This window comes from Nocardioides massiliensis (genome assembly GCF_030811215.1).
Taxonomy (GTDB): domain Bacteria; phylum Actinomycetota; class Actinomycetes; order Propionibacteriales; family Nocardioidaceae; genus Nocardioides_A; species Nocardioides_A massiliensis.
The window spans coordinates 3,286,736-3,309,976 of sequence record NZ_JAUSQM010000001.1; the positions used below are offsets into that span (position 1 = coordinate 3,286,736).

Sequence of the window (23,241 nt, forward strand, 5' to 3'; positions counted from 1 at the left end):
CGACCCGCGTCCTACCCTGACACCATGTCCTCGGTCCTGCCCGAACCGCACCCCGACCCGTTCGCGCTCAGCGCCGAGGACGCCGCACGGGTGAGCGGTCCGGCCGCGGGAGTCCATCCCGAGCGGCGGACCGTCACCGAGCAGGAGACGGTCCGGGCCAACCGCGCCGACTGGGACGCGTACGCCGACGAATACCAGGCCACACACGGCCCGTTCCTCGGCGACGCCGGGTTCCTCTGGTCCCCCGAGGGGGTGCGGGAGGACGACCACCGCTTCCTCGGGGCCGTCCGCGGCCGCACCGTGCTCGAGATCGGCAGCGGCGCCGGCCAGTGCTCACGGTGGTTGACCGAGCGCGGCGCGCGCGCCGTCGGCCTGGACGTGTCGTGGCGACAGCTGCAGCACTCGCGGCGCATCGACGAGGAGCACGGCACCCAGGTCCCCGTCGTGTGTGGCTCCGGCGCCGGGCTGCCGTTCGCCGCCCGCAGCTTCGACGTCGTGTTCTCCGCGTTCGGTGCGCTGCAGTTCGTCGCCGACGCTGCAGCACTTGCCGCCGACGTCGCGCGGGTGCTGCGCCCTGGGGGGCGCTTCGCCTTCTCGATCACCCACCCGACGCGGTGGATGTTCCACGACGACCCCGGCGAGGACGGCCTCAAGGTCGTGCAGTCCTACTTCGACCGCACGCCCTACGTCGAGGTGGACGACGCCGACGGGTCGACCCGCTACGTCGAGCACCACCGGACCCTCGGCGACTGGGTCGGTGTCCTCGTCGGCGCCGGGTTCGTCCTTCGGGCGCTGGCCGAGCCGACCTGGCCCGACGACCACGACCGCACGTGGGGAGGATGGAGCCGGGCCCGGGGGCTGCTCACCCCCGGGACGGCCATCTTCGTGGCGGACCTGCCCGGCTGAGCCTCGGAGCCTGCTCGCCAGGCGGCGCGTCAGGCGGTGTGGGTGCCTTCGCGCTCGCGGCGACCCAGGACCTGCAGACCAATGCCCACGATCAGCAGGATCGGGCCGAGGATGAACCCGACCAGCGGCACAGTGCCGGTCACGAGGTCGAGCATCGACCCGTTGTCCTTGGCATCGGCGGCGTTGCTCGTGACCTGCTCGTCGGTGAAGGCGAGCTGCAGGTCGAGCAGGATGTCACCGTCGTAGGTGGTCCGCAGCTCGTCCTGGGTCTGGCGGACGATCGCGCCGGTGCGCGGGTCGATCCACAGCCGCTTGTCCATGCTGTAGCGACCCTCGACGCCTTCGACGACCTCGGTCGTCTCGTGCTCGATCAGCACGTGGTACTCGTAGGTCTCGAGACCCTCGATCGTCTCGGTGCCGACGTACGCCGCGCTGACCGCCTGCTTCAGCATGCCGTCCCAGTACGGGTAGTCCTTCTTCTCGGCGTTGAAGGGCCACTTGTTGACCAAGCCCTCGCGCTGCTCGTACTCACCCTCGACGTAGTCGGAGCCGTCGACCGACATGCCGGTGTGGCGGTCGGTGGCGAAGACCTCGGTGGAGGCGGAGACCAGGCGCTCGTCGGTGCCGGCGACGCAGTCGGGGACGTCGCCCTCATCGAGCACCGCGCAGGTGCTGCTCGCGAAGATCACGACGTCGTCGTCGGAGGCCTCGCTGTCGACCTGGGAGATGCTGGTCGCCTTGACGGTGATGTCCTCGACCTCACCGGTCGCCGGGTTCAGCTTCTGGCCGCCACCCTCGAGACGCGTGGTGCTGTCGGTGTCGAGCGGCGTCCTCTCGAGCTGCCCGGGGGCCCAGGTCGCGGCCAGCACGGCAGCGACGAGCAGGAACGCGCCGAGTCCGATGAGGACCCAGCTGACAATCTTGCGGACCACGATCCCTCCCCAGGGCAACGATGTTGCAGCGATGTAAATTCGCCGCACAGTAGCAGCCAGGCGGCGGGTGGCACGGGATTTGTGCAAACCCTGCAGATCACCGCCGCGATCGGGTCTCGGCGTCTCCAGGCATGTGCGATAGTCCGGGGCGTGCGACAGCAGCGGGACGAACGGCGGGGTACGCACCGCGCCCTGCTTCAGGACCCCGTGATCGCTGTGGGCGCGGGCATCGTCGCCGTCACCGCGGCCGCACGGGCGTGGATGGTGAGCGGCAGCTGGTTCTTCGCCGACGACTACCGGTTGCTGCTCGACGCCAACGGCCGCCAGCCGGACCCGGACTACCTCCTCGAACCGTTCGACGGTCACCTCATGCCCGCTGCTCGTCTGGTCGCCTGGCTCGTCGCCGAGGCTGGGCCCCTGACGTGGACGACGGCCGCTGCCATCGTCGCGGCGCTCGCGGCCGCTGCACTGGCGGCGTGCCTGTGGATGCTGCTGCAGCTGTTCGGGCGTCGTTGGGCCGTGGTCGCGTTGTTGACCGTCTTCGCCACCTCCGCGATCACGGCACCAGCGCTCGTATGGTGGGCCGCCGCGATCAATCAGATCCCGATGCAGATCGCCTTCTTCCTGGCCGTGGGCGCTTGGTCGCGGTACCTGCAGTCCTGTGACCTCCGCTGGCTCGCGCTGACCGCGTTCGCCGTCGTCGGCGGCCTCACGTTCTACGAGAAGTCCCTGCTGATCCTCGCAGTGCTCGCCTTCCTCGCCGTCGCCTACTACAGCGACGGGTCGTTCACGGGTCGACTTCGCTACCTGTGGACCACCTACCGACCGGGACTCGTGGTCGGCACCGCACTAGGAGTCGGCTACACGGTCGCCTATCTCGCGTGGGTCCCGTCCCCCTTCCGGGAGGAGGGATCCTGGACCGCGGGGTGGGACGCCGCCCAGGCGCTCGTCGGAACGAGTCTCGTCACCGGCGCCCTCGGTGGCCCCTGGCAGTGGTGGGAGACCAACCAGCCCCTCGTGCTGGCCGCACCGCCCGAGTCCGCCACCCGCCTGGCATGGGTGGTCGTCGTCGCGTTGGTGTTCGGCACGTGGACGAAGAAGGAGCGCAGCGGACGGGCGTGGGCGCTCTTCGCCGGATACGTCGCGCTGGCGGTCGCCCTCGTGGCGACCAGCCGCGGCCAGCTGTACGGCACGCTGGCCGGTCTCGAGTACCGCTACCTCACCGATACCGCCGCCGTGTGGATCCTGTGCCTCGGGCTGGCCACACTCGACATGCCGGGAGCCCGGGTCCGCAACCGCCTGCGCGCCCAGCCGCTGCTCCTGCCGACCCTGCCGCCCCACGCCATGGCCGGCGCGCTGGCCGTCGTGTGTGTCGGCGGAGCCTGGTCCACCGCGAGCTACGTGTACCAGTGGCACCACCACCACGCCGGCGCGCAGTACGTGAAGAACCTGCGCGCGACCCTGGCGGCCGCGTCCCCGGGCGTCCTGGCGGACGCCGTGCTTCCCAGCGTCGCGGTCCCGGAGTACGCCGAACCGGACAACCGTCTGTCCAACTTCGTCGAGCTGCTTGACACCAACGTGACATTCGCTCCGGTTGCCGAACGGATCTCGATGGTGGACGAGGACGGCGCCGTCCGACCGGCGACGGTCAACCCCCGCATCTCCGCGCTCCCGGGCCCGAACGAGAACTGCGGTTGGGTGGTGGATGGCGAGGAGGGCGAGACCTCGATCCCGCTGGACGGCCGCGCCTTCGAGTGGACCTGGTGGATCAAGATGAGCTACCTCGCCTCGGAGGACACCACGTTGCGCGTGGAGACCGGCACTGAGACCGTCGACGCACAGGTCGTTGCCGGACTGAACAGCCTCTTCGTGGAGGTGGAGGCGGGATTCGAGACCGTGGATCTCAGCGTGACCTCGCCCACCGCGGCGATGTGCATCGACACCCTCGACGTCGGTGAGTTGATCCCTGCTCCGAGGACGGCGCCATGACGATCGAGAACACCGAGCTGACGCGGCAGTTCCCGGCGCTCGACACCCTGCGCGCGGTGGGCGCGATCGCGGTCGTCGTCACCCATGTCGCCTTCTGGGCGGGGGCGCACGGCGAGCCGGCACCCGTCGGTGGGCTGTTGGCGCGGTTGGATGTCGGCGTCGCGCTCTTCTTCGTCCTGTCGGGCTTCCTGCTCTCCCGCCAGTGGATCGTGCGCAGCCAGCATGGCGCGGGACCGCCCGCCGCGGCCGCGTACTTCCGCAAGCGGGCCTTGCGCATCTGGCCGCTCTACGCCGTCACGGTGATCCTCGCCCTGACCTTCATCGAGGCGAACCAGCACCGCGGGCCCCGGGACTGGGTCGTCGCGCTGCTGCTCGCCGACATCTACGTCACGGATACGCTCCCGGACGGGTTGACCCAGATGTGGAGCTTGGCGACCGAGGTCGCGTTCTACGCGGTGCTGCCATTGATCATGCTGGTCATGGTGCCTCGCGGCCGTCCCGCCGGCGTGGCGCGAACGTGCCTGGTCCTGCTCGCGATGGTGGCGCTCTCGGTCCTGTGGGCAGTCGGGGTGGAGGACCTGGTGCCCGGTGCGTCCGGCCGCGCCGTCGGCCAGTGGCTCCCGGCGTACCTGAGCTGGTTCGCCGTCGGGATCGGCCTGGCCGTCCTCGAGGTACGCCGCGGAGCCGGCGTCCTCACCCCGAGGGTCGCGCAGCGTTTGGAGGCGCTCGCCGCCCGCCCGGGAGCGTGCTGGGTCGTCGTCCTCGGGTTGCTGCTGGTGGCGTCGACCCCCGTGGCCGGCCCGATCATGCTCGTCGTACCGACCGCGACGGAGGCGGTGACGAAGAACCTGTTGTATGCCGTCATCGGTGGCCTTGTCGTGTTCACCGGCGTGTTCACCGAGACCACCGGCTTCCGCCGGGTGATGACGGCCCGTGCGGGACGCCATCTCGGGCACGTGTCCTACGGCATCTTCTGCATCCACCTGTCGGTGCTCCACCTCATCGTGCACCTGACCGGCTACGAGCTGTTCAGCGGCAACATGCTCGGACTGCTGGCACTGACGCTGGTCGCCTCGACCGCCGCTGCAGAGGTGCTCTACCGGTTCGTCGAACGACCAGCGATGCGCATCGGCGGACGTGGTGGCCGCGCCGCCGCGAGGCCGACAGCCACACCCAGCGAGAACAGCACGAGGTAGTGGGGCCACGCCCACGACCCGGCCCAGCCGTCCGGGCTCCCCCACGGGCGGACGTAGTAGCCGAGACCGGCGATCACCAGACCGATACCAGCCAACCACCCGGCCTCGTCGCGGGAACGGACGCGCACCATCCAGCTCACGGCGCACCCGACGGCACCGGCGAGCAGACCCGGACCCGCGCCGAGGAGGCCGCACGCCGCCAACGTCAGCGCGACCATCACCAGAGGCGGGAGCTGCGCGGCGGCGACCGGAGGGTCGTCGGTCCCGCGACGCCACCTGCCGAACAACGTCGACGCCACGAGCACCATCAGCAGGACGATCCCCGCGAGCAGGCCCGCTCGGTAGGTGACGTCGGGAGTGAACTCGGCCCGGATCGGGTGCGCAGAGCCGTCGGGGAGCCAGCCCTGCTTCCAGCCGTCGATCGCGATGCTGTCGAGCTCGCGTCCGCCCTGGACCCCCTTCCAGCCCTCGTTGGCGTTGTGAGCGACCGCCACGGCCCGGGCCCCCGGCGCCGGGCGGATGACGGAGGCCACCGGCGACTTTCGCGTCACCTCACCGCGGCCGAGGACCACGTCGGACGCGGCGGTGGGAGTGGCGGCCGTCGCGGTGAACGCCAAGGCGTGCGGAGCTACGACGCTGTTGCCGAGCGCCTCGATGACGTTCTCACCACGGGTGAGGACCAGCTCCGACGGTTCGCCGCAGGTCACCGCCGACACCGGGACGAGGTCGTAGAGCTCTCGCATGCTGGCCACCAGCGAGGTGCGACGCGCTCTGCCGTTGACCGACACGACCGGTCCGGATCCGCAGGGATGCTCCACGACCCGGGTCGACGGGGGGATCGCGGAGTACGGGAGTCCGTCGAGACGGAGCTCGCTGACCCCTACGGGAAGCTGCTCCCACTCGCCTTCGGAGGGGAGCGAGACTCCGTCCTCGGAATCGAGCACCTCGATGTCGAGCCGGTCTGTGCGCAACGGCGCGAAGCGCGCGCGCCCGCGACTGTCGAGACGCGACTCTCGCGTGCCGTCGGGGGATGTGAGCCGCACCCTCGTCGGGCGGCGGACCGCGGCATCGTCGGGCACGCGGAGCTCCAGGCCCTTGATCACGTGTCGACCGACCCAACGGAGATTGAGCTGGGGTTGCGTGTCGGTCGGCTTCGCCATCCAGCTGGTCCCGTCGTCCCCGTCGACGGCAGCCAGCGGCGAGGCTCGCGGGTCCGGCACGGCCGTCGACGACGCAGCGACGTTGAGCAACATCCCTTCCTGCAGGTACTCCAGCAGTGCCGGACCGGCCACGCTTCGTGCAGTCAGCTCGACCTGGTAGGTCTGGGACTGCGGCAACTCGACCACCCGGACGAAACCGCCAGGCTCCTCCGGCGGCACCGCACGACCTGGACGGCAGGCAACCCGGCTCTCGATCGTCACGCAGCCGCTGCGCGCGTCGCTTCGGGCTCGCAGCAGGATGTGCGACGGAGTCCCCCACGCAGCCGGGACCTCGGGGAGAACCAGCTCGCGTCGTACGTCGGCGCGGTCCCACGCCACCTCTCGCAGCGACAGCTGATGCGGTGTGCGCACCAGGCTCTCGACGCGCACCATCCGTGTCTGGCCGCGAGGGACTTTGATCGTCCGGGGCTGGCCTGCCACGACCTCCGTCGGCTCGCTCGCGCCGGCATCGGTACGCACCTGGATCCGAGCGGGGCTCATCCCGTCGGGACCCAGCGTCACGGTCACCGCGTCGAGCACCCTCGTCCGGTCGAGATCGACCTGCCACCACGGGACCTCTGCCTCTGCCGGATTGGACGCCCACCAGGTGTCGGCATCGCCGTCCACGGCGGCGTAGGACAGCTCGCCGGGTCGCGATCCCCCGGGCGCGTTCGGGTCTGCGGTCGAGGACGACGAGCGGATGGCGGCGGCGCCCCGCAACCGCACCGTGGTCTGCCAGTCCTCCTGGTCGCGCAACGTGTAGTCGGTGGTCGGGTTCCCCGACCTGATCACGTCGCCGGGGGTGAACGCCGGTCCGGCGCCGTCGTGGATGCGGCCGAAGAATCGCTCTCGCTCGACGAGTCCGTCGGTGAGGATCAGGTCGGTGTTCGCTGCCGGCCGCTCCTGCCCGCCGACGTCGACCGCGAGCACGGTGGGCGCTCCCGTGAGGATGCCCGCATCCTCGAGGTCGAGGAGGTCCTCGGGGCCGCCGACGACGACCGGGAGGCGCGACGCACTCACCGCGTCGTCGGGCCGGCCAGCGACCTCGTAGACCTCGATCGCGCGTCGACGGATCTCCCATCCCCCATTGCGGATGGTGCGGTCCGCGGCGTCCTCCACGCGGACCTCACCGCCCAGCTCGGGACCGAACTCCGCAGCAAGGCTGACGCCCGGCGACTGCCGCAGGACGCTGCGGACCAGTGCCGGGTCCGGAATGTCGTCGGATGCGGCGAGATCGTTGCGGACGACGATGTGCCCTACCCCGGCGCGCCGTAGGAAGCGCGCGAGCCCTGAGGACGCGCGGCCCTCGGCGAATCGCTGCTCGATCGCGTCGAGCATCCGGATGTTGCCCGGTGGCGCGAGCGGAATGACGTTGCGCACCGCCCACGGCGTGCGCGCAAGATACTGCAACGGCTCATCATCGGGGCTCCCCCATCGGTAGTTCGCGAATGCGGACCCGGGGGCCAGCAGTGCTACCGAACCGTCCGCGTGATCCGCCAGCCAATCGGCCGCCGACTTCCAGTACGGCGGGGTCTCGTACACCGGACGCGCCGGTGCCAATGAGCCGGTCGTCGCGGGCAGGGTGCTGCCGGCAAGACCGACCATGGCGAGAGCCGCCACCACCGTGCGGGCTGGGACGCGCAGCTTCCGGCGACCGACCTCCAGCGGCAACACCGCGCGATCCCCACCTGGCTGGAGCAGCCACGCGATCCCCAGCGCCATCGGGAGTCGAATGATCGGATCGAACTTGTGGACGTTGCGCAGTGCCGCGAGCGCTCCGTCGAGCAGGCCGTTGAGCGAGGGCGCGAACCAACCCTGCACCACGCCCTCGTGCCCCATGGTGACCAGCAGCAGACCCGCGAGCAGCGACAGGAGGAGGAACTGGCGGTGCGGGTTGCGGCGCGACGCGATGCCCGCGATGCCCAGCGCCAACAGCAGCCCACCGTTGAGGGCGAGATAGCCCTCGCGCAGCAACAGGTGGCCGCCCTGCAGGCCGGGGTCGATGTAGGGAGTCCACGCAGAGGTGCCACGCAGAGCGTCGAAGACCGTCGTCGGGAACGTCGTGATCGAGGCGGCCTCGATGAAGTCGAGGAACGGGGGGCTGTACGCCCCCATGACGAAGAGCGGGACCAGCCACCAGCACGTCCCCAGGAAGGTGAAGATCGGCCACCAGAGCAGGAGCGCCCGCTTGCGGGCCCCGCTCGTGCGGGTGAGGACCCAGATCGCGCCCAGGGGAAGGACCGCGGCGGTCGCGGCGGCATTGACACCGCCGACCATCGCGATCGCCAGCGCCGACCCGGCAGCGGCCCGACGCGCCGAACCTCGCCTCGAGCCGACGACGAGTGGTAGCAACACCCAGGGAGCCAGCGCTCCCGGCCAGGCCTCGATCGAGATCGGCCCCAGGGTGCTCAACATCCGTGGCGACAGCGCGTAGGCGACGGCCGCGACCAGGCACGCGAGGTCCGAGCGGACGCCCAGCTCGCGAGCCAGGCGGGCCACGCCGACGAAGGCGACACAGAGGACGGTCGCGAGCCACAGCCGTTGGGTGACCCAGCCGGAGAGGTCCAGCAGGTCCCCCAGCACGAAGAACGGTCCCATCGGCCACAGGTAGCCGTAGGCTTGGTTCTGGAGCTGGCCGAACGCACCGAAGGGGTCCCACAGGTGGAAGGCGCGCTCGAGGAAGCCGAGCGGGTTCTCGACGAGATCGAACTTCGTGTCGGCGATGAGGTAGCCGGGCGCCTGGATGAACGCCAGCCCGATCAACAGCGCACAACCCGCCCAGAGCCTGATCCCGAGGCCGCGGTCGGTGTCGGCCGATACCGTCGCGCTCACCGCTTCCGCAGCACGAGTGCGAGGTTCCACGTCACCACCTCACGCAGGACCGGGACGCGTAGCACCCAGGTCGCCCAGGCGGGGTGATAGCGGGGCACGGTGGCCACGACCTCCGCTGCTTGTTGCGTGCGCGCCCACCGCAGGCCCTCGGCGGTCGTCACGGCGAACAACGACTCGCCGTACTTGTTCTTCGGGTCGTGGCCGTGACGGCGGCGGTATCGCGCGCGGGCGCGCGCGCCCCCCAGGTAGTGCCAGGGAGATGTCTCGTGCCCACCCCAGGGTCCGAACCACACCGTGTAGCTGATGAACACCAGTCCGCCGGGACGGGTGACCCGCAGCATCTCCTCCGCCATGCGCCACGGTTCGGCCACGTGCTCGAGCACGTTGGAGGAATAGCACAGGTCGAAGGAGTCGTCCGCGAACGGCAGCTGCATCCCGCTGCCCACCACGGTGCCGGGGAGGATCTCTCCCAGACCCGACAGTTCGCCGACGTCGGCATCCAAGGAGAAGTACGTCGCCCCGGCGCGCTGGAACGCCTCGTGGAAGTAGCCCGGCCCCCCACCGACGTCGAGCATCACCGCACCGTCGAGCCGGGTGTAGCGCGTCACCTGGCCCACCGAGTCACGGGCCAGTGCACCGTAGAACCGCCCGGGGTCGGACTGCTCGACGCGGAAGTCGCGGAACAGTCGTACTGACCGGCCGAGAGTGGCTGCCCAGCGTGTGGCGGGGGACGTCACGGAGCCAGGCACGCGAGGACCCTACCCGAGCAAACCGGCGCGCACGGTGAATCGTGCGGGCTAGGGTGCGCCGGTGCTCGAATCGCCATCATTGACAGGTCGTCACGTCCTCTTCCTCAGCTGGCGCGACACGCGCAATCCCGAGGGCGGAGGAGCCGAGCGCTACCTCGAGCAGATCGCCGCCGGCCTGGTCGCGCGCGGTGCCCGCGTCACGATCTTCGCCGCCGCGCACGCTGCCGCGCCGCCCGAGGAGGAGCGCGACGGCATCCGGTTCGTGCGCGCCGGGTCGAAGACGACGGTCTATCTCGCCGGCATCATGCGTCTGCTGCGGGGGCGCTTCGGCCCGGTCGACGTGGTTGTGGACGTCCAGAACGGCTTGCCGTTCTTCAGCCGCCTCGTCACGCGGGCACCCGTCGTCGTCCTCGTCCACCACGTCCACCGCGAGCAGTGGCCGGTCGTCTATCCCGGCCGAGCCGGCCAGGTCGGCTGGTGGATCGAGCGGTGGCTGGCACCGCGGGTGTACCGCAGGTGCCAGTACGTCGCGGTCTCCCACGCGACGAAGGCGGAGCTGGCCGAACTCGGCGTCGCGCCGGAGCGCGTCGCCGTCGTGCACAACGGCACCGAGCCGTTGCTCGCAGCATCGGTGGGCAAGGCGCCGACCCCGACGGTGGCGGTCGTGGGCCGGCTCGTCCCCCACAAGCAGGTCGAGCACGCCGTGGACGCGGTTCTCGCGCTCCGTCCTGAGTTCCCCGACCTCGTCCTGCACGTCGTGGGCGACGGATGGTGGGACGCGAACCTGCGGGAGTACGTCGCCGAGCGCGGGGCGCACGACGTCGTCCGCTTCGAAGGGCACGTCAGTGAGCAGCGCAAGCACGAGCTCTACGGCCGCGCCTGGGTCCTGGCCCTCCCCTCGTTGAAGGAGGGGTGGGGCCTGGTCATCGGCGAGGCCGGCACGCACCGGACCCCGACCGTCGCCTACCACGCGGCGGGCGGCACACAGGAGTCCGTGCAGCACGACTACTCCGGGATCCTCGTCGACGACGAGGAGGAGTTCACAGCCGCGCTCGGCCGGCTGCTGCGCGACACGCGGCTGCGTGAGCGGCTCGGGGCGGGCGCCGAGGACCGGAGCCGGATCTTCTCGTGGGAGCACGCCCAAGCGGCCTTCGGGCGGGTACTCAAAAGTGCCCTGGCCGGCGAGCTCGTCGAGACTCGCGACCAGGGCTAGGACGCCGGGATCAGTCCCGGTCGCCGTACTGGATGAACGGCTTCTCGGCGTTGCCGGGCGAGTCGGCGGGTGCGCTCGTCTGCGAGCTGACCAAACCGAAGACCGTCGCACCGGCGATGCCGCCACCGACGACGAGTGCCGCAACGGCACCCACAATGCTGTTGATCACGCTGACCCTCCCTCAAAGGTTCCGAGCGGACTGTAGCAACCCCGGTGCCCTCAGCGAGCAGAATCGCGCATCCGGCGTCGCACCGTCCCGACGACCCATCCGGTGGCGCCGACCGCGAGCAGACCGACGTACGCCGCCCACGCGACGACGACCGCCGCCCCACCGTCGCCGCGCGGAGGCTCCGTGACCGGTCCCGGCAGTCGGATGGCGGCGGCCCAGCGCCCGTCGTGGACCACCTCGCCGGCCAGCTCCGGCACCGGCCCCGGGGCGGTCCGGTCGACCACGGCCACACCCACTCCCGCCTCCGCCAGCCCCGCGCTGCGCTCGGCCGGCGTCGGGGCGGCCAGGGCAGCCGCGACCTCCCGGGCACGGGGATCCTCACCGGGGATCGTCGTGCCCGCGACGATCAGCTCGTCGTTGGTGACCGCGTCCGGGTGGAGGTAGCGGGGCAACGGGTCGAGGACGGTGCGGCCGTCGTTCCAGTCCGGCGCACGGAAGGCGCTGAACGGCAGCAGCACCACGTCGGTCCCTCGCGCGTCGCCGACGGCACGCCGCAGATCGGCGTACTCCGGGGGGTAGGACACGGCGTCCAGGCGACCGGACAGCCCGAGGGCGGCGTCCGGGAGGAGCGCAACGGGGTGGACCACGAGTCCCGCCGCGAGGACGACGCGCGGGACCGGCGCGAGCTCCGGGCTCAGCAACCGGGTCACCCCGTGGGCGACGAGCACGGTGGCGAGGGGCACGCACAGACCGAGCAACCGGGAGCCGTCGCGCAGGAGCCCGACACCGGGGACGCTCGCGGCGAGGTGCCCGAGGAGGTCGGGGGCAGCCCAGGTCAGCACCGCGAGCGACCACCCGACGGCCCAGACCGCGACCAGCGCCCACCGGCGACGCCCCTCCTCCTGGCGCCACCAGGACCGTGCCCCGAGCGCGGCGAGTGCGAGCAAGACCACCAGCGCGACCCAGGCCAGCACGCTCTCGCGGGAGGCGGGGACCACCTCGCTGTTCCACACGCCCCCGAGTCCCAGTGCGGTCAACGGGGCCGGGAGCCCTCCCTCGCCCGCGAGCGCGAACAGGTCGGCGTTGCTCGTCCCGCTCGTCGCGTCCGCGTGGTGCGCCAGGCCGGAGACGACCCACGGGGCGTTGGCGCACGCGACCAGCCCGAGCAGGACCAGCGTGCGGCGAGCGGACCGACCGGCACCGGCGGCGAGCACCACGACCGCCGAGGCGATGCCGGCGCTCGCGCTCAGGCTCCCCACCGGCAACAGGACGCCGAGGGCGAGCAGCGAACGCCGCGAGGCGTGGTCGCCGGACACCGCGGTGGTCACGCGCCCGGCGTGGACCACCAGCCACGGCAGCACCGCGTAGCCCACCAGCACGGGCCAGTGGCCCATGGCCAGGCGCTCGACCACGAACGGGTTCCAGATCCAGAACGTCACCGCCACCAACCGACCCGCTGTACCCAGCCGGTCGACCAGCCGGGCGGCCCCGACCGCGCCACCGACCAAGGCGCCGAGCAGGACCAGCTTCTGTAGCACCGTGCCCGGGACGACCTCGTCGAGCACCCCGACCACGGCGTCCGACGGCACGGCGCGCGGCAGCGCCGTGCCCAGCCCGAGCGCGTCGGCGCCCACCCGGAGGTCGGGCACCCAGACCATGTCGTAGGTGAGGACGTAGCCCGGCCCCAGCGCAGGCCACAACAGCAGGACCGAGAGGCAGGTCGCCCAGGCCGCAGCGAGCCTCACGCCGTCTCCCTCACAGGGCCGGCCTCACAGCCCGAGCTCACAGGGGCAGCCGGCGGAACAGCGGCCGCGGGAGGTGCCGGATCGCCGACATCACGCCCCGCATCGCACCGGGGACCCAGACGATGTCGCGCCGGCGGGCGACACCGTCGACGATCGCCTCCGCCACCACCTCGGGGTCGGTCGCGAGGGGCGCATCGGCCCGCCCGGCCGTCATCTTGGTGCGGACGTGGCCGGGCCGCACCACCACGACGTGACCGCCGGAGCCGCGCAACGCCAGTCCGAGTCCGACGTAGAACGCGTCCATGCCGGCCTTGGTGGAGCCGTAGACGAAGTTGGAGCGCCGCGCGCGCTCCCCCGCGACCGACGAGAGCGCCACGATCACGCCGTGCCCCTGGCGGCGTACGAGATCTGCCAGAGGTACGCCGACGCTCACCGCACCGAGGTAGTTGACCCGGGCGTGCAGCACCGCGGACGCGTGGTCCTGCCACGCGGTCTCCTCGTCGCCGAGGACCCCGAAGGCGACGACGGCGACGTCGACGTCGCGCACCTCGGCCGCCCGACGGACCACCGCGGCGTGGGAGTCGGTGTCCTCGGCGTCGAAGTCGAGGGCCGTCGTCCGCACGCCGAGTGCCGCCAGCTCCGCGACCGCGGCGTCGCGAGGGGCACCCGGGCGAGCCGCGAGCGTGACCCAGAGCTCGGCGGAGCCACGCGCCCAGGCACGGGCGGTCGCCAGCGCGATGTCGCTGGTGCCGCCGAGCAGCAGGACGTGCTGGGGGCGACCCAGGGCGTTGATCACGGTTGTCCTCCGGGGGTGGGCGAGGCGGTCACAGGTCGAGCCGGCGGGCGAGGTCCGAGCAGAACACACGATTCGGGTCGACGCGGTCGCGGATCCGGCGGAACTCCGCCAGGCGGGGGTAGCCGGCGGCGAGGGTCTCGGGCGACATGCGGGCGTCCTTGGCCAGGTAGTGCCGTCCGCCGGCGCCGAGGACCAGCGCGTCGAGCTCGCGCAACAGGGGCTCGAGGTCCCGGGCCGCCGGCAGGTCCATCGCCAACGTCCAGCCGCGCAGCGGGAAGGACAGCAGCCCGGGTCCCTCGTCGCCCAGCCGTTTGAGCACGGAGAGGAACGACGGGTGCCCCCGCTCCGCGATCCGTTCGAGCACGACGGACAGCACCTCGGCCGCGCGGTCCGGCACGACGAGCTGGTACTGCACGAACCCGGCCGGTCCGTAGAGCCGGTTCCAGTCGGCGATGCCGTCGAGAGGGTGGAAGAACTGCCCGACCCCCTGCAGCTCGTCGCGACGGTCGCGCGGGGCCTTGCGGAACCACAGCTCGTTGAAGGCGCGGATGGAGGTGCGGCTCACCAGACCGGAAGGCACGACGGGAGGGACGACACGCAGCGGGTCGCCAGGCACGCCGGCACCCGTCCCGCCGCGAGCGCGTGCCTCGTCGGCGCTCGCGTGCTCCCCGGTTGTCAGCACCGACCGGCCGAGGTGGCGTCCCCGGGCGAGCGTGTCGATCCAGGCCACGGAGTACGTCGCGTCGCGGTCGGCCTCCTGCATGAGCGCCATCAGCGTGGCCAGATCGTCGACGCGTCGGGTGTGCACCCGCAGCAGTGGCGACTCCACCGGCGTCATCGCCACCGTCGCCTCGGTGATCACGCCGGTGAGGCCCATCCCGCCGACCGTCGCCCAGAAGAGCTCACCGTCCTGCTGTGGCGACACCGTCCACTCGCCGCCGTCGGCCGTGACCAGACGGAGCTCGCGGACGTGGCTGCCGAAGCCACCGTCACGGTGGTGGTTCTTGCCGTGGACGTCGGTGGCGATCGCCCCTCCGACGGTGACGTATCGCGTCCCCGGGGTCACCGGCACGAACCACCCGCGTGGGAGCGCGGCGCGGATGAGGTCGTGCAGGCTCGTCCCGGCCGAGACCCGCGCCAGACCGGTGGCCTCGTCGAGGTCGATCGACGACGGGAGCGGGGTCAGCACGTCGCCGCCGGCGTTCTGGGCGGGGTCGCCGTATGACCGTCCCAGCCCGCGCGCGATGATCCCGCGCGGTCCCGCAGCAGCGACCGCCGCCGCGACGTCGTGCACGCAGGTCGACACCGGGCGCGCGAGGGTCGGCGCGGTGCGCCCCCAACCGGTGAAGAGCTGCTGGGCATCAGACATCGAGGACTCCCAGCACGAGCGCACCGATCCACAGCACGCCGAGGCCCTGCAGCACACGGTCCTCGAGCACGATGTCCTCGGGCTCGGCGGCCGTGCCGTCGTCGATGTCGACGGCATAGCGCAGCACGCCGACGACGAACGGTGCGATGGAGATGGTGTGCCACGGGATGCCCTCGGCCGGCGCGACCTCGAAGGCCCACAGGCTGTAGGACATCACCGTCGCACCAGCGGCCACGCCCCACACGAAGCGCAGGTAGGTCGCGGTGTAGCGGATGAGCGCGCGCCGGGTGCCGACCTCGTTGCCGAGGGTGTGCAGCTCGGAGTACCTCTTGCCGCTGACGATGAACAGTGCGCCGAACCCGGCCACCAACAGGAACCACTGGGAGATCCGCAGGTCGGCCGCGAGTCCCCCGGCCACCGCGCGCATCAGGAAGCCGGCGGTGACGATCGAGATGTCGATGACCGGCTCGTGCTTGAGTCGGAAGGCATAGGCCAGCATCAGCACGACGTACGCCGCCAGCAGCACCGCCAGCGACCACGACGCGAGCGCGGCCAGGCCCAGCCCGACCGCGGCCAGCGCCAGCGCACCGACCAGCGCCGCCCGGACCGACAGCGTTCCGCTGGCGATCGGCCGCATGCGCTTCGTCGGGTGGGCGCGGTCGGCGACCCGGTCGGCGACGTCGTTGACGGCGTAGACCGCCGAGGAGAGCAGGCAGAACGCGACGAAGGCCAGGATCGTCGGGCCGAGGACGGCAGGCTCCCAGAGGCTGCCGGCCGCCAGGGGTGCGGCGACCACGAGGAGGTTCTTCGTCCACTGCTTCGGCCGGGCAGTGCGCAGCAGCGAGGCCAGGACGGTCACGACGGTGGAGTCTAGGGGCGCGGGTCGGGCCGCCGACGCAGTTCGGCGACTCTGCCGAGTCAGGGCCGATCGCGCGGTTAGGCTGCGCGGCGTGACGGACGACTCCACCCGCGGTGTGCGCAGCATGATCCGCAGCGGAGCGGGGATCGCCGTGGCGATGGCGGTGATGAACGTCGGCAACTACGCCTTCACGATTCTGGCCGCACGGCTGCTCGGACCGGCGGAATACAGCGTCGTCGCCAGCCTGATGGGCCTGCTGCTGATCGTCAATGTGTTGTCGCTCGGGCTGCAGGCCACGGGTGCTCGCCGCGTGGCCGCGACGCCGGAGCGCCGTCCGGAGATCGAGGCGGGCGTGATGGCCGCGACCTACCGCTCGGCTCTCGCGCTGGGGCTGCTCTGCCTGCTCGCTGCGCCGGTGCTCTCGTGGGGCCTGGGACTCGAGGACTGGCTCGCGGCCGCCACGCTCGGGCTGGTCGCCGTACCCATCACCCTCATGGGCGGGCAGGCGGGGATCCTGCAGGGCGAGGAGCGCTGGGCCGCGCTGGGCCTGGTCTACCTGTCCATGGGCGTCGGGCGGCTCGGCATCGGCGTCGTCTTCATGGCGATCGACCCGAGCGCCCTCTCCGCGATGCTCGCGGTGGCGGTCGGCGCCTGGCTGCCCCCGCTCGTGGGCGCGCTGGCCCTGGGTCATGTCGGCTCGCGCGCGGACCGGCGCGCGGCGACCGCCGGCGGCGTCCGGGTGCTGCAGGAGGTGGCGAGCAACTCCCACGCGCTGCTGGCGTTCTTCGCGCTCACCAACCTCGACATCGTGCTCGCCCGGGCGACCTTCGACGGGCACGAGGCCGGCCTCTACGCGGGTGGCCTGATCCTCGCGAAGGCCGTGCTGTTCCTCCCCGGCTTCGTCGTCGTCCTCGCGTTCCCGTCGATGGCCTCGCAGGGGCGCGGCGGACGCACCTATCTCAAGGGGTTGGCGACCGTCGGCGGCGTCGGTCTCGCAGCCGTGCTGGGCGCGACCTTCCTCAGCGGCCTCGCGCTGACGTTCGTCGGCGGCGCCGAGTACGTCGGCGTCGAGCGGGACCTGTGGGCCTTCGCCGTCCTGGGCTCGCTCATGGCGATGCTGCAGGTGATGGTCTACGAGGTGGTCGCCCGCCAGCACGGGTCGTCGGTCTATGTCCTGTGGGCGGGCCTGCTGGCCGTGGTGGTCGCGACCCAGATGGCGCACGACGCCGGTGAGCTGGTGCGTGCGGTGGCCGTGGCCCACGCGTCGGTGCTGCTGGTCCTGCTGGCCGTCGCCGTACGCCGTCCGGCCCGCCCCCTCGAGCTGCCCTCGGCCGCCGGGTCACCCGGACCCTGACTCAGTGCGCTGCGGCGTGCCAGCTCGGCCCGGTGCCGACCGAGACGTCGAGCGGCACGAGCAGGTCGGCCGCGGCCGCCATCTCCGCGCGCACGAGCTCCTCGAGCCGGTCCCTCTCCCCCGGCGCGACCTCGAGCACGAGCTCGTCGTGCACCTGCAGCAGCATCCGCGAGGCCAACCCCTGCGCGTGGAGGGCGCGGTCGACCCCGAGCATCGCGACCTTGACCAGGTCGGCGGCCGAACCCTGGATGGGCGCGTTGAGCGCCATCCGCTCCGCCATCTCCCGGCGCTGCCGGTTGTCGCTCGTGAGGTCGGGCAGATAGCGGCGCCGGCCCATGATCGTCTCGGTGAAGCCGGTGCGACGGGCCTCGTCGACGACGCCGCCGAGGTAGTCGCGCACCCCGCCGAAGGTCTCGAAGTACTCGTCCATCAACCCCCGGGCCTCACCCGGGTCGATGCGCAGCTGCTGACCGAGACCGTAGGCCGATAGGCCGTAGGCCAGGCCGTAGTTCATCGCCTTGATCTTGGCGCGCATCTCGCTGTCGACCGCCGTCGGTTCGACGTCGAAGACGCGGGCGGCGGTGACGGAGTGGAAGTCGCGTCCGCTGCGGAACGCCTCGATCAGCCCCTGGTCCTCCGAGAGGTGGGCCATGATCCGCATCTCGACCTGGCTGTAGTCGGCCGTCATCAGGCACTCGCCACCCGGACCGACCACGAACGCCTCGCGGATGCGCCGGCCCTCCTCGGTGCGGACGGGGATGTTCTGCAGGTTGGGGTCGGTGCTCGAGAGGCGGCCGGTCGCGGCGATCATCTGGTTGAACGTCGTGTGGATCCGACCGTCGGGCTGGACGGTCTTGAGCAGACCCTCCACCGTCTGCCGCAGGCGGCTGACGTCGCGGTGGCGCAGGAGGTGCTGGAGGAAGGGGTGCTCGGTCTTCTCGAACAACGTCGCCAGCGCGTCGGCGTCGGTGGTGTAGCCGGTCTTGGTGCGCTTGGTCTTCGGCATCCCGAGCTCGTCGAAGAGCACGACCTGCAGCTGCTTGGGCGAGCCGAGGTTGATCTCCTTGCCGATGACGGCGAAGGCCTCCTCGGCCGCGTCCTTCACGCCGGCGGCGAACTCCGCCTCCAGGCTCTCCAAGCGCTCGACGTCGACGGCCACGCCGCGCTGCTCGAGGTCGGCCAGGACGCTGACGAGCGGGAGCTCGACGTCCTCGAGCAGCCGGGTGCCGCCGCGGCCGTCGAGCTCGTCGTCGAGGGCGGCGGCCAGCTCGAGCACGGCCCCGGCCTGGACGAGCACGGTCTCGCCACCGCCGTCGGCCTCGCCGCCGTCGAGCGCGACGTCGAGCGAGAGCTGGTCGGGGTCGGTGCCGGACTCGGCGCGCAGCTCGCGGCGCAGGTAGCGCACGGTGAGGTCGGCCAGGTCGTAGGAGCGCTGGTCGGGACGCGCGAGGTAGGCCGAGAGTGCGGTGTCACGGACCAGCCCCTGCAACGTCCAGCCCCGCGCGCCCAGCGCGAGGATCGGACCCTTGGCGTCGTGGAGCACCTTCGGGACGCCCGGATCGGCGAGCCAGTCGCCGAGCGCGGTGTCGTCGGCCGGGTCGAGCGTCGAGGCGTCGACCCAGGCGGCATGGCCGTCGCCCGCCGCGAGCGCCAGGGAGTAGACCTCGCCGGTGCCGGCGCGCCAGCTGCCCTGCACCTGGAGGCCGACCCGGGCGCCGTCGCGCGCATGCGCGTCGAGCCACGCTCCCAGCTCACCTGCGGCGGGCCGCGTCACCTCGAGCGCGAAGCCGCCCTCGTCGACGTCCTCCTCGGACTCGAGCGTCGCGAAGAGCCGGTCGCGCAGGACCCGGAACTCCAGGCCGTCGAAGAGCTGGTGGACCTCGTGGCGGTCCCACGGCTGCTTGACCAGGTCGGTCGTCGTGACCGGCAGCTCGAGATCGGTGACGAGAGCGTTGAGCCGACGGTTGCGGATCACCCCATCGAGGTGAGCACGCAGACTCTCACCGGCCTTCCCCTTGATCTCGTCGGCGCGGGTGATGACGTTGTCGAGGCCGTCGTAGGTCGTGATCCACTTCGCCGCGGTCTTCGGCCCGACCCCGGGCACACCGGGCAGGTTGTCGGAGTCCTCCCCCACCAGCGCGGCGAGCTCGGGGTAGCGCGTGGGGGGTACGCCGTACTTCTCCTCGACCGCCGCCGGCGTCATGCGCGCCAGCTCCGAGACCCCCCGCATCGGGTAGAGGACCGTCGAGGTGTCGGAGACCAGCTGCAGCGAGTCCCGGTCGCCGGTGAGGATCAGCACCTCGAACCCCTCCACGACCGCGCGGGTGGTGAGGGTGGCGATGATGTCGTCGGCCTCATAGCCGGCCAGCTCGAGGTGCGGGATGCGCAGCGCGTCGAGGACCTCCTGGATGAGCGGGACCTGACCGGCGAACTCGTCGGGGGTCTTGGCGCGCTTGGCCTTGTAGTCGGCGTACTCCTCGAGCCGGAAGGTCTGGCGGGACTTGTCGAAGGCGACCGCGATGTGGGTCGGTTCCTCGTCGCGCAGCACGTTGATCAGCATCGACGTGAAGCCGTAGACCGCGTTGGTCGTCTGGCCGGTCGTGGTGGAGAAGTTCTCCGCCGGCAGCGCGTAGAACGCGCGGTAGGCGAGCGAGTGACCGTCGAGCAGGAGCAGGCGGGGACGGGTCTGACCCGCGGGGGCATTCAGGTCGTCGGTCGGCACGGCACGACTCTAGGACACGGGACCGACACCATCGCGGGGTGCGCTGACCCGTCCGTGCCACGATGAGCCCATGGATCCCCATGACCTTCCCCCCGGCGGCCTGAACGAGAAGCTCGGCGTGCAGATCGTCGAGGCCAGCGCGGAGCGGATCGTCGGCACGATGCCCGTGGAGGGCAACGAGCAGCCCTACGGCCTGCTGCACGGCGGAGCCTCCATCGCTCTCGCCGAGAGTCTCGGATCGATCGGATCCGCGCTGCACGCCCACCCGCTCGGCAAGATCGCCGTCGGCGTCGACATCAACGCCACGCACCACCGTTCCGCCCGCAGCGGGCTCGTGACCGGGGTCGCGACGGCGATCCACCGCGGCCGCACCAGTGCGAGCTACGAGGTCGTGGTGACCAACGAGGACGACAAGCGGCTGTGCACCGCGCGCATCACCTGCGCGCTGATCGACGCCGACCGGGTCTGAGCAGGGCTCAGTCCGGGTCGCGTTCGGAGCTGCGCCGGCGCTGGGTGCGCCGCGACGCCAGGACCTGACCCAGGTGGCGGCTGCCCGAGGGTCGCACGGCTGAGACGGTGCCCGACGCCCCACGCCCGCTCGAGCCGAGCCGGGTGCGGACCGTGGCGACGGGCGCACCCCGCATGACGCCTGCCTGTGCCAGCCCCAACCGGGCGAGGAAGCGGTTGGTGTCGCGAGCCCCCGTGGCCATCCCGGTGAGGTAGCTGACGTCCTTCTCCTCGGCCCAGGCGACCGCGGCCTCCATCAGCAGGTGGCCGACGCCCTGGCGGCGGTGGCCGGTGAGCACCTGCAGGTGCGAGGCCAGGACGGTCATCTCGTCGGTGAGCGGCCCGAGCGCGACCCGGCGCAGCTGCAGGGCCCCGATGACCTCGCAGTCCCACTCGACGACGATGATCCGCTCGTCGGGGTCCGCCGCGACCCGCGCGATGGCGGCGCGCGCCTGCTCGACCGGGTCGACGTTGGTGCGGCGGACGAGGTCGTGCCAGAGCACCAGCAGGGCCGGCGCGTCGTCGGGGCCGGCGTCGCGCACCTTCGCGAGCTGACGAGCCATCAGGGTCCTCGGATCGGTCTGGGGAGGGAGCGGCGGGGGGACGAACGGACCAAGATTACGCCTCCGGTCAGGTCCGGGCGCCAGAAGCCCCACAGCCCCCTTCTGCCGCGACCGAGCGACCCTGTCGCCACGACCGCGCCAGCACCGCCGTACGCCTTGATCCCCGACCCGGTAACGGTTCGCTAACGACCCTTCCGGCCTCCCCTGCCGACGGCACGCACGGACCTACCGTGTCGACAACACGCCGCCCTGCCTTCGGGGGTGGGCGCGGACCTGAGGTACCCACCCGACCGAACGTCAGAAAGGTTCACACCGTGAATCGATCCCGACCCGCCTCCTGGGTGAAGGTGATGGCCGGCTCCGCCGTGCTCGCGCTCACCCTGGCCGCCTGCGGTTCCGACAGCGACGACACCGACGACGCTGCCGACGAGCCCACCGCCGACGAGACCACCTCGCAGGCTGCAGACGACTTCACCAACGACGAGTGCGCCGGCAACACCAGCAGCGCCGACACCTTCAAGGTCGCGGGCATCCTGCCGCTGACCGGCAACCTCGCCTTCCTGGGCCCGCCGGAGGTCGCGGGCGTCGGCCTGGCCGTCTCCGACATCAACGCCGCCGGCGGCGTAGGCGAGGCTGCGGCCTGCCAGGTGTTCCTCGACTCCGGTGACGCCACCGACGCGTCCGTGGCCAACGCCTCCGCGCAGCAGGCGATCTCGGGCAACGCCTCGATGGTCCTCGGTGCCGCCTCCTCGTCGGTCACCGAGCAGATCATCGACGCGATCACCGCCGCGCCGATCGTCCAGATCTCCCCGGCCAACACCTCGGTCGCGCTCAGCGGTCGCCACCCGTTCTACTTCCGGACCGCACCGCCGGACGGCATCCAGGGCAACGCGCTGGGCAACCTGATCTCCGGTGACGGCAACCAGCGCGTCGCGTTCATCGTGTTCAACGACTCCTACGGCGTCGGCCTGCGCGACGTCGTCCAGGAGACCATCGAGAACAACGGTGGCGAGGTCGTCTACGGCGGCAAGGGCATGAACCAGGAGTTCCCGCCCGCGCAGACCAGCTTCTCCGCCGAGGTCAACGGCGCGACGTCGGCCAACCCCGACGCCATCGTCGTCCTGGCCTTCGACGAGACCAAGGCGATCATCCCCGAGCTGGCCAACGCCGGCTTCGACATGTCGAAGATCTACATGACCGACGGCAACACCTCGAACTACGGCGACGAGTTCGACGCCGGTCTGCTCGAGGGCGCCAAGGGCACGATCCCCGGCAACGACCCCGAGTCGTCGTTCAAGGAGCGCCTCAACGCGTGGTACGAGTTCGCCGAGGGTGAGTCGCTGGGCGACTACTCCTACGCCGCGGAGTCCTACGACGGCGTCATCCTCGCCGCGCTCGCCGCGGTCAAGGGCGGCGACACCACCCCGGAGACGATCCAGGAGAACCTGGCCGCTGTCTCCGGTGCCACCGACGGCGAGGAGTGCGCCACCTACGCCGACTGTGTCGCCCTGCTCGAGGACGGCCAGGAGATCCGCTACGCCGGCCCGTCCGGCATCGGTCCCTTCGACGACGAGAACGACCCGTCCAGCGCGTTCGTCGGCATCTACGAGTACGACGCCGAGAACAACTACAGCCTGGTCACCACCGAAGAGGGCGCCAAGTAAGTAGTAGTCCTTTCGCGAGGGCCCCACACCTTCGGGTGTGGGGCCCTTTGCGTTGCCTGCTTCCGGGTCGCTGTGGGCGGGTCCGCCCTGCGGAGGAGGGGCGAGGCAACCACCCCTTCCGCTCGTTCCTCGCTCCAGGGGGGCCAGGCCCATCCACGCCTCGCCCCTCCTCCTCCGGGCGCCCCCTCATGTCTGCACCCGGCTCCCGCTCGCCACGGGGGCCCGCGCCAGCGTGCAGCCCTCGGCTCGGTGAACGGCCTCGGCCGAGAGGCTGGAGTTGGTCACGGTCGGCAGCGGGCTCGCGGGCTGTGACGCAGACCGCTACGCCGAGCCGACCTCCGGACGCGAAGCGTCCCAGGCCGTCCCACGAGGCCGCGCTGGCTGGCGTACGGCGAGGGCACGCTGGCGCCTGGGCCGGCAGTGGACTCCGGTCGGAGGTGGACGGCGGAGCGGGCGGCTGGAGGTGGACGGCCGGAG

At 71.6% G+C, this 23,241-nt stretch carries 17 protein-coding genes; 7 read left to right on the forward strand and 10 right to left on the reverse strand.

The genetic code is table 11. The features are described 5' to 3' along the window. Positions 1 to 24 precede the first annotated feature (24 nt). Positions 25 to 906, forward strand: a complete 882-nt coding sequence (locus J2S59_RS16290) for a class I SAM-dependent methyltransferase (protein WP_181642198.1) — start codon at positions 25 to 27, stop codon at positions 904 to 906. 29 nt (positions 907 to 935) lie between these two features. On the opposite strand, the gene pgfA is transcribed toward J2S59_RS16290, so the two are convergent. Further along, a complete protein-coding gene (gene pgfA, locus J2S59_RS16295; RefSeq protein ID WP_068122302.1) occupies positions 936 to 1,838 on the reverse strand; it encodes a cell envelope lipid trafficking protein PgfA in 903 nt (300 codons plus the stop codon). A gap of 150 nt (positions 1,839 to 1,988) precedes the next feature. Between pgfA and J2S59_RS16300 the strand changes: the two genes are divergently transcribed. Continuing rightward, positions 1,989 to 3,827, forward strand: coding sequence for a hypothetical protein (locus J2S59_RS16300; protein WP_181642197.1), 1,839 nt, complete (start codon positions 1,989 to 1,991; stop codon positions 3,825 to 3,827). Then, on the forward strand, positions 3,824 to 5,023 hold the full coding sequence (locus tag J2S59_RS16305) for an acyltransferase family protein (protein ID WP_306825295.1): 1,200 nt from the start codon (positions 3,824 to 3,826) through the stop codon (positions 5,021 to 5,023). The genes J2S59_RS16300 and J2S59_RS16305 overlap by 4 nt, the downstream gene beginning before the upstream one ends. Here J2S59_RS16305 and J2S59_RS16310 read toward each other — a convergent pair. After that, positions 4,924 to 9,054 (reverse strand): alpha-(1->3)-arabinofuranosyltransferase domain-containing protein, encoded by a 4,131-nt coding sequence (locus tag J2S59_RS16310; protein WP_068120794.1) that lies wholly within the window; start codon positions 9,052 to 9,054, stop codon positions 4,924 to 4,926. The genes J2S59_RS16305 and J2S59_RS16310 overlap by 100 nt on opposite strands. Beyond that, a complete protein-coding gene (locus J2S59_RS16315) occupies positions 9,051 to 9,803 on the reverse strand; it encodes a class I SAM-dependent methyltransferase (protein ID WP_246360317.1) in 753 nt (250 codons plus the stop codon). Before J2S59_RS16315 ends, J2S59_RS16310 begins: the two co-directional genes overlap by 4 nt. Before the next feature lie 61 nt (positions 9,804 to 9,864). On the opposite strand from J2S59_RS16315, the gene J2S59_RS16320 reads away from it, so the two are divergent. Next, a complete protein-coding gene (locus J2S59_RS16320; RefSeq protein ID WP_068120798.1) occupies positions 9,865 to 11,016 on the forward strand; it encodes a glycosyltransferase family 4 protein in 1,152 nt (383 codons plus the stop codon). Positions 11,017 to 11,026: 10 nt separating this feature from the next. Here the strand turns inward: J2S59_RS16320 and J2S59_RS16325 are convergent, their stop codons facing one another. Genes J2S59_RS16325 through J2S59_RS16345 form a run of 5 tightly spaced genes read right to left on the reverse strand, consistent with a single transcriptional unit; the run spans position 11,027 to position 16,080 of the window. Further along, complete coding sequence (locus J2S59_RS16325; RefSeq protein WP_181641960.1) at positions 11,027 to 11,185, reverse strand: DUF2613 family protein; 159 nt, start codon at positions 11,183 to 11,185, stop codon at positions 11,027 to 11,029. 50 nt (positions 11,186 to 11,235) lie between these two features. Next, entirely contained in the window at positions 11,236 to 12,930 is a 1,695-nt protein-coding gene (locus J2S59_RS16330; RefSeq protein WP_068120800.1) for an MmpA family trehalose lipid delivery protein, read from the reverse strand. A 37-nt stretch (positions 12,931 to 12,967) separates the two neighbouring features. Next, positions 12,968 to 13,726: a decaprenylphospho-beta-D-erythro-pentofuranosid-2-ulose 2-reductase gene (gene dprE2, locus J2S59_RS16335; protein ID WP_068120802.1), complete on the reverse strand. Its 759-nt coding sequence runs from the start codon at positions 13,724 to 13,726 to the stop codon at positions 12,968 to 12,970. Positions 13,727 to 13,754: 28 nt separating this feature from the next. Further along, positions 13,755 to 15,095 carry an FAD-binding oxidoreductase gene (gene dprE1 / locus J2S59_RS16340; protein ID WP_306825296.1) on the reverse strand — a complete coding sequence of 447 codons (1,341 nt, stop codon included), beginning with the start codon at positions 15,093 to 15,095 and terminating at the stop codon, positions 13,755 to 13,757. Then, entirely contained in the window at positions 15,088 to 16,080 is a 993-nt protein-coding gene (locus tag J2S59_RS16345) for a decaprenyl-phosphate phosphoribosyltransferase (protein WP_181641949.1), read from the reverse strand. Before J2S59_RS16345 ends, dprE1 begins: the two co-directional genes overlap by 8 nt. On the opposite strand from J2S59_RS16345, the gene J2S59_RS16350 reads away from it, so the two are divergent. Further along, a complete protein-coding gene (locus tag J2S59_RS16350; RefSeq protein WP_068120727.1) occupies positions 16,046 to 17,308 on the forward strand; it encodes a lipopolysaccharide biosynthesis protein in 1,263 nt (420 codons plus the stop codon). The genes J2S59_RS16345 and J2S59_RS16350 overlap by 35 nt on opposite strands. 1 nt (position 17,309) lies before the next feature. Here J2S59_RS16350 and polA read toward each other — a convergent pair whose 3' ends face one another. Next, the gene (polA, locus tag J2S59_RS16355; protein WP_068120729.1) at positions 17,310 to 20,030 is read right to left on the reverse strand and encodes a DNA polymerase I; all 2,721 of its coding nucleotides are present in this window, start codon (positions 20,028 to 20,030) and stop codon (positions 17,310 to 17,312) included. Positions 20,031 to 20,100: 70 nt separating this feature from the next. On the opposite strand from polA, the gene J2S59_RS16360 reads away from it, so the two are divergent. Next, entirely contained in the window at positions 20,101 to 20,499 is a 399-nt protein-coding gene (locus tag J2S59_RS16360; protein WP_181641950.1) for a PaaI family thioesterase, read from the forward strand. A 7-nt stretch (positions 20,500 to 20,506) separates the two neighbouring features. On the opposite strand, the gene J2S59_RS16365 is transcribed toward J2S59_RS16360, so the two are convergent. Further along, complete coding sequence (locus tag J2S59_RS16365) at positions 20,507 to 21,100, reverse strand: GNAT family N-acetyltransferase (RefSeq protein WP_068120733.1); 594 nt, start codon at positions 21,098 to 21,100, stop codon at positions 20,507 to 20,509. Positions 21,101 to 21,414: 314 nt separating this feature from the next. Here J2S59_RS16365 and J2S59_RS16370 point away from each other — a divergent pair, with 314 nt between their 5' ends. Next, positions 21,415 to 22,764 (forward strand): ABC transporter substrate-binding protein, encoded by a 1,350-nt coding sequence (locus J2S59_RS16370; protein WP_220138367.1) that lies wholly within the window; start codon positions 21,415 to 21,417, stop codon positions 22,762 to 22,764. Positions 22,765 to 23,241: the final 477 nt, after the last annotated feature.

Coding starts and splice junctions, on each gene's coding strand:
- J2S59_RS16345 (WP_181641949.1), bottom strand. CDS start 16,080: ATGCTGCGCACACCGCGGGTGGAGTCGTCCGTCACGCCGCGCAGCCTA.
- J2S59_RS16305 (WP_306825295.1), top strand. CDS start 3,824: ATGACGATCGAGAACACCGAGCTGACGCGGCAGTTCCCGGCGCTCGAC.
- J2S59_RS16290 (WP_181642198.1), top strand. CDS start 25: ATGTCCTCGGTCCTGCCCGAACCGCACCCCGACCCGTTCGCGCTCAGC.
- dprE1 (WP_306825296.1), bottom strand. CDS start 15,095: ATGTCTGATGCCCAGCAGCTCTTCACCGGTTGGGGGCGCACCGCGCCG.
- J2S59_RS16365 (WP_068120733.1), bottom strand. CDS start 21,100: ATGGCTCGTCAGCTCGCGAAGGTGCGCGACGCCGGCCCCGACGACGCG.
- J2S59_RS16360 (WP_181641950.1), top strand. CDS start 20,101: ATGGATCCCCATGACCTTCCCCCCGGCGGCCTGAACGAGAAGCTCGGC.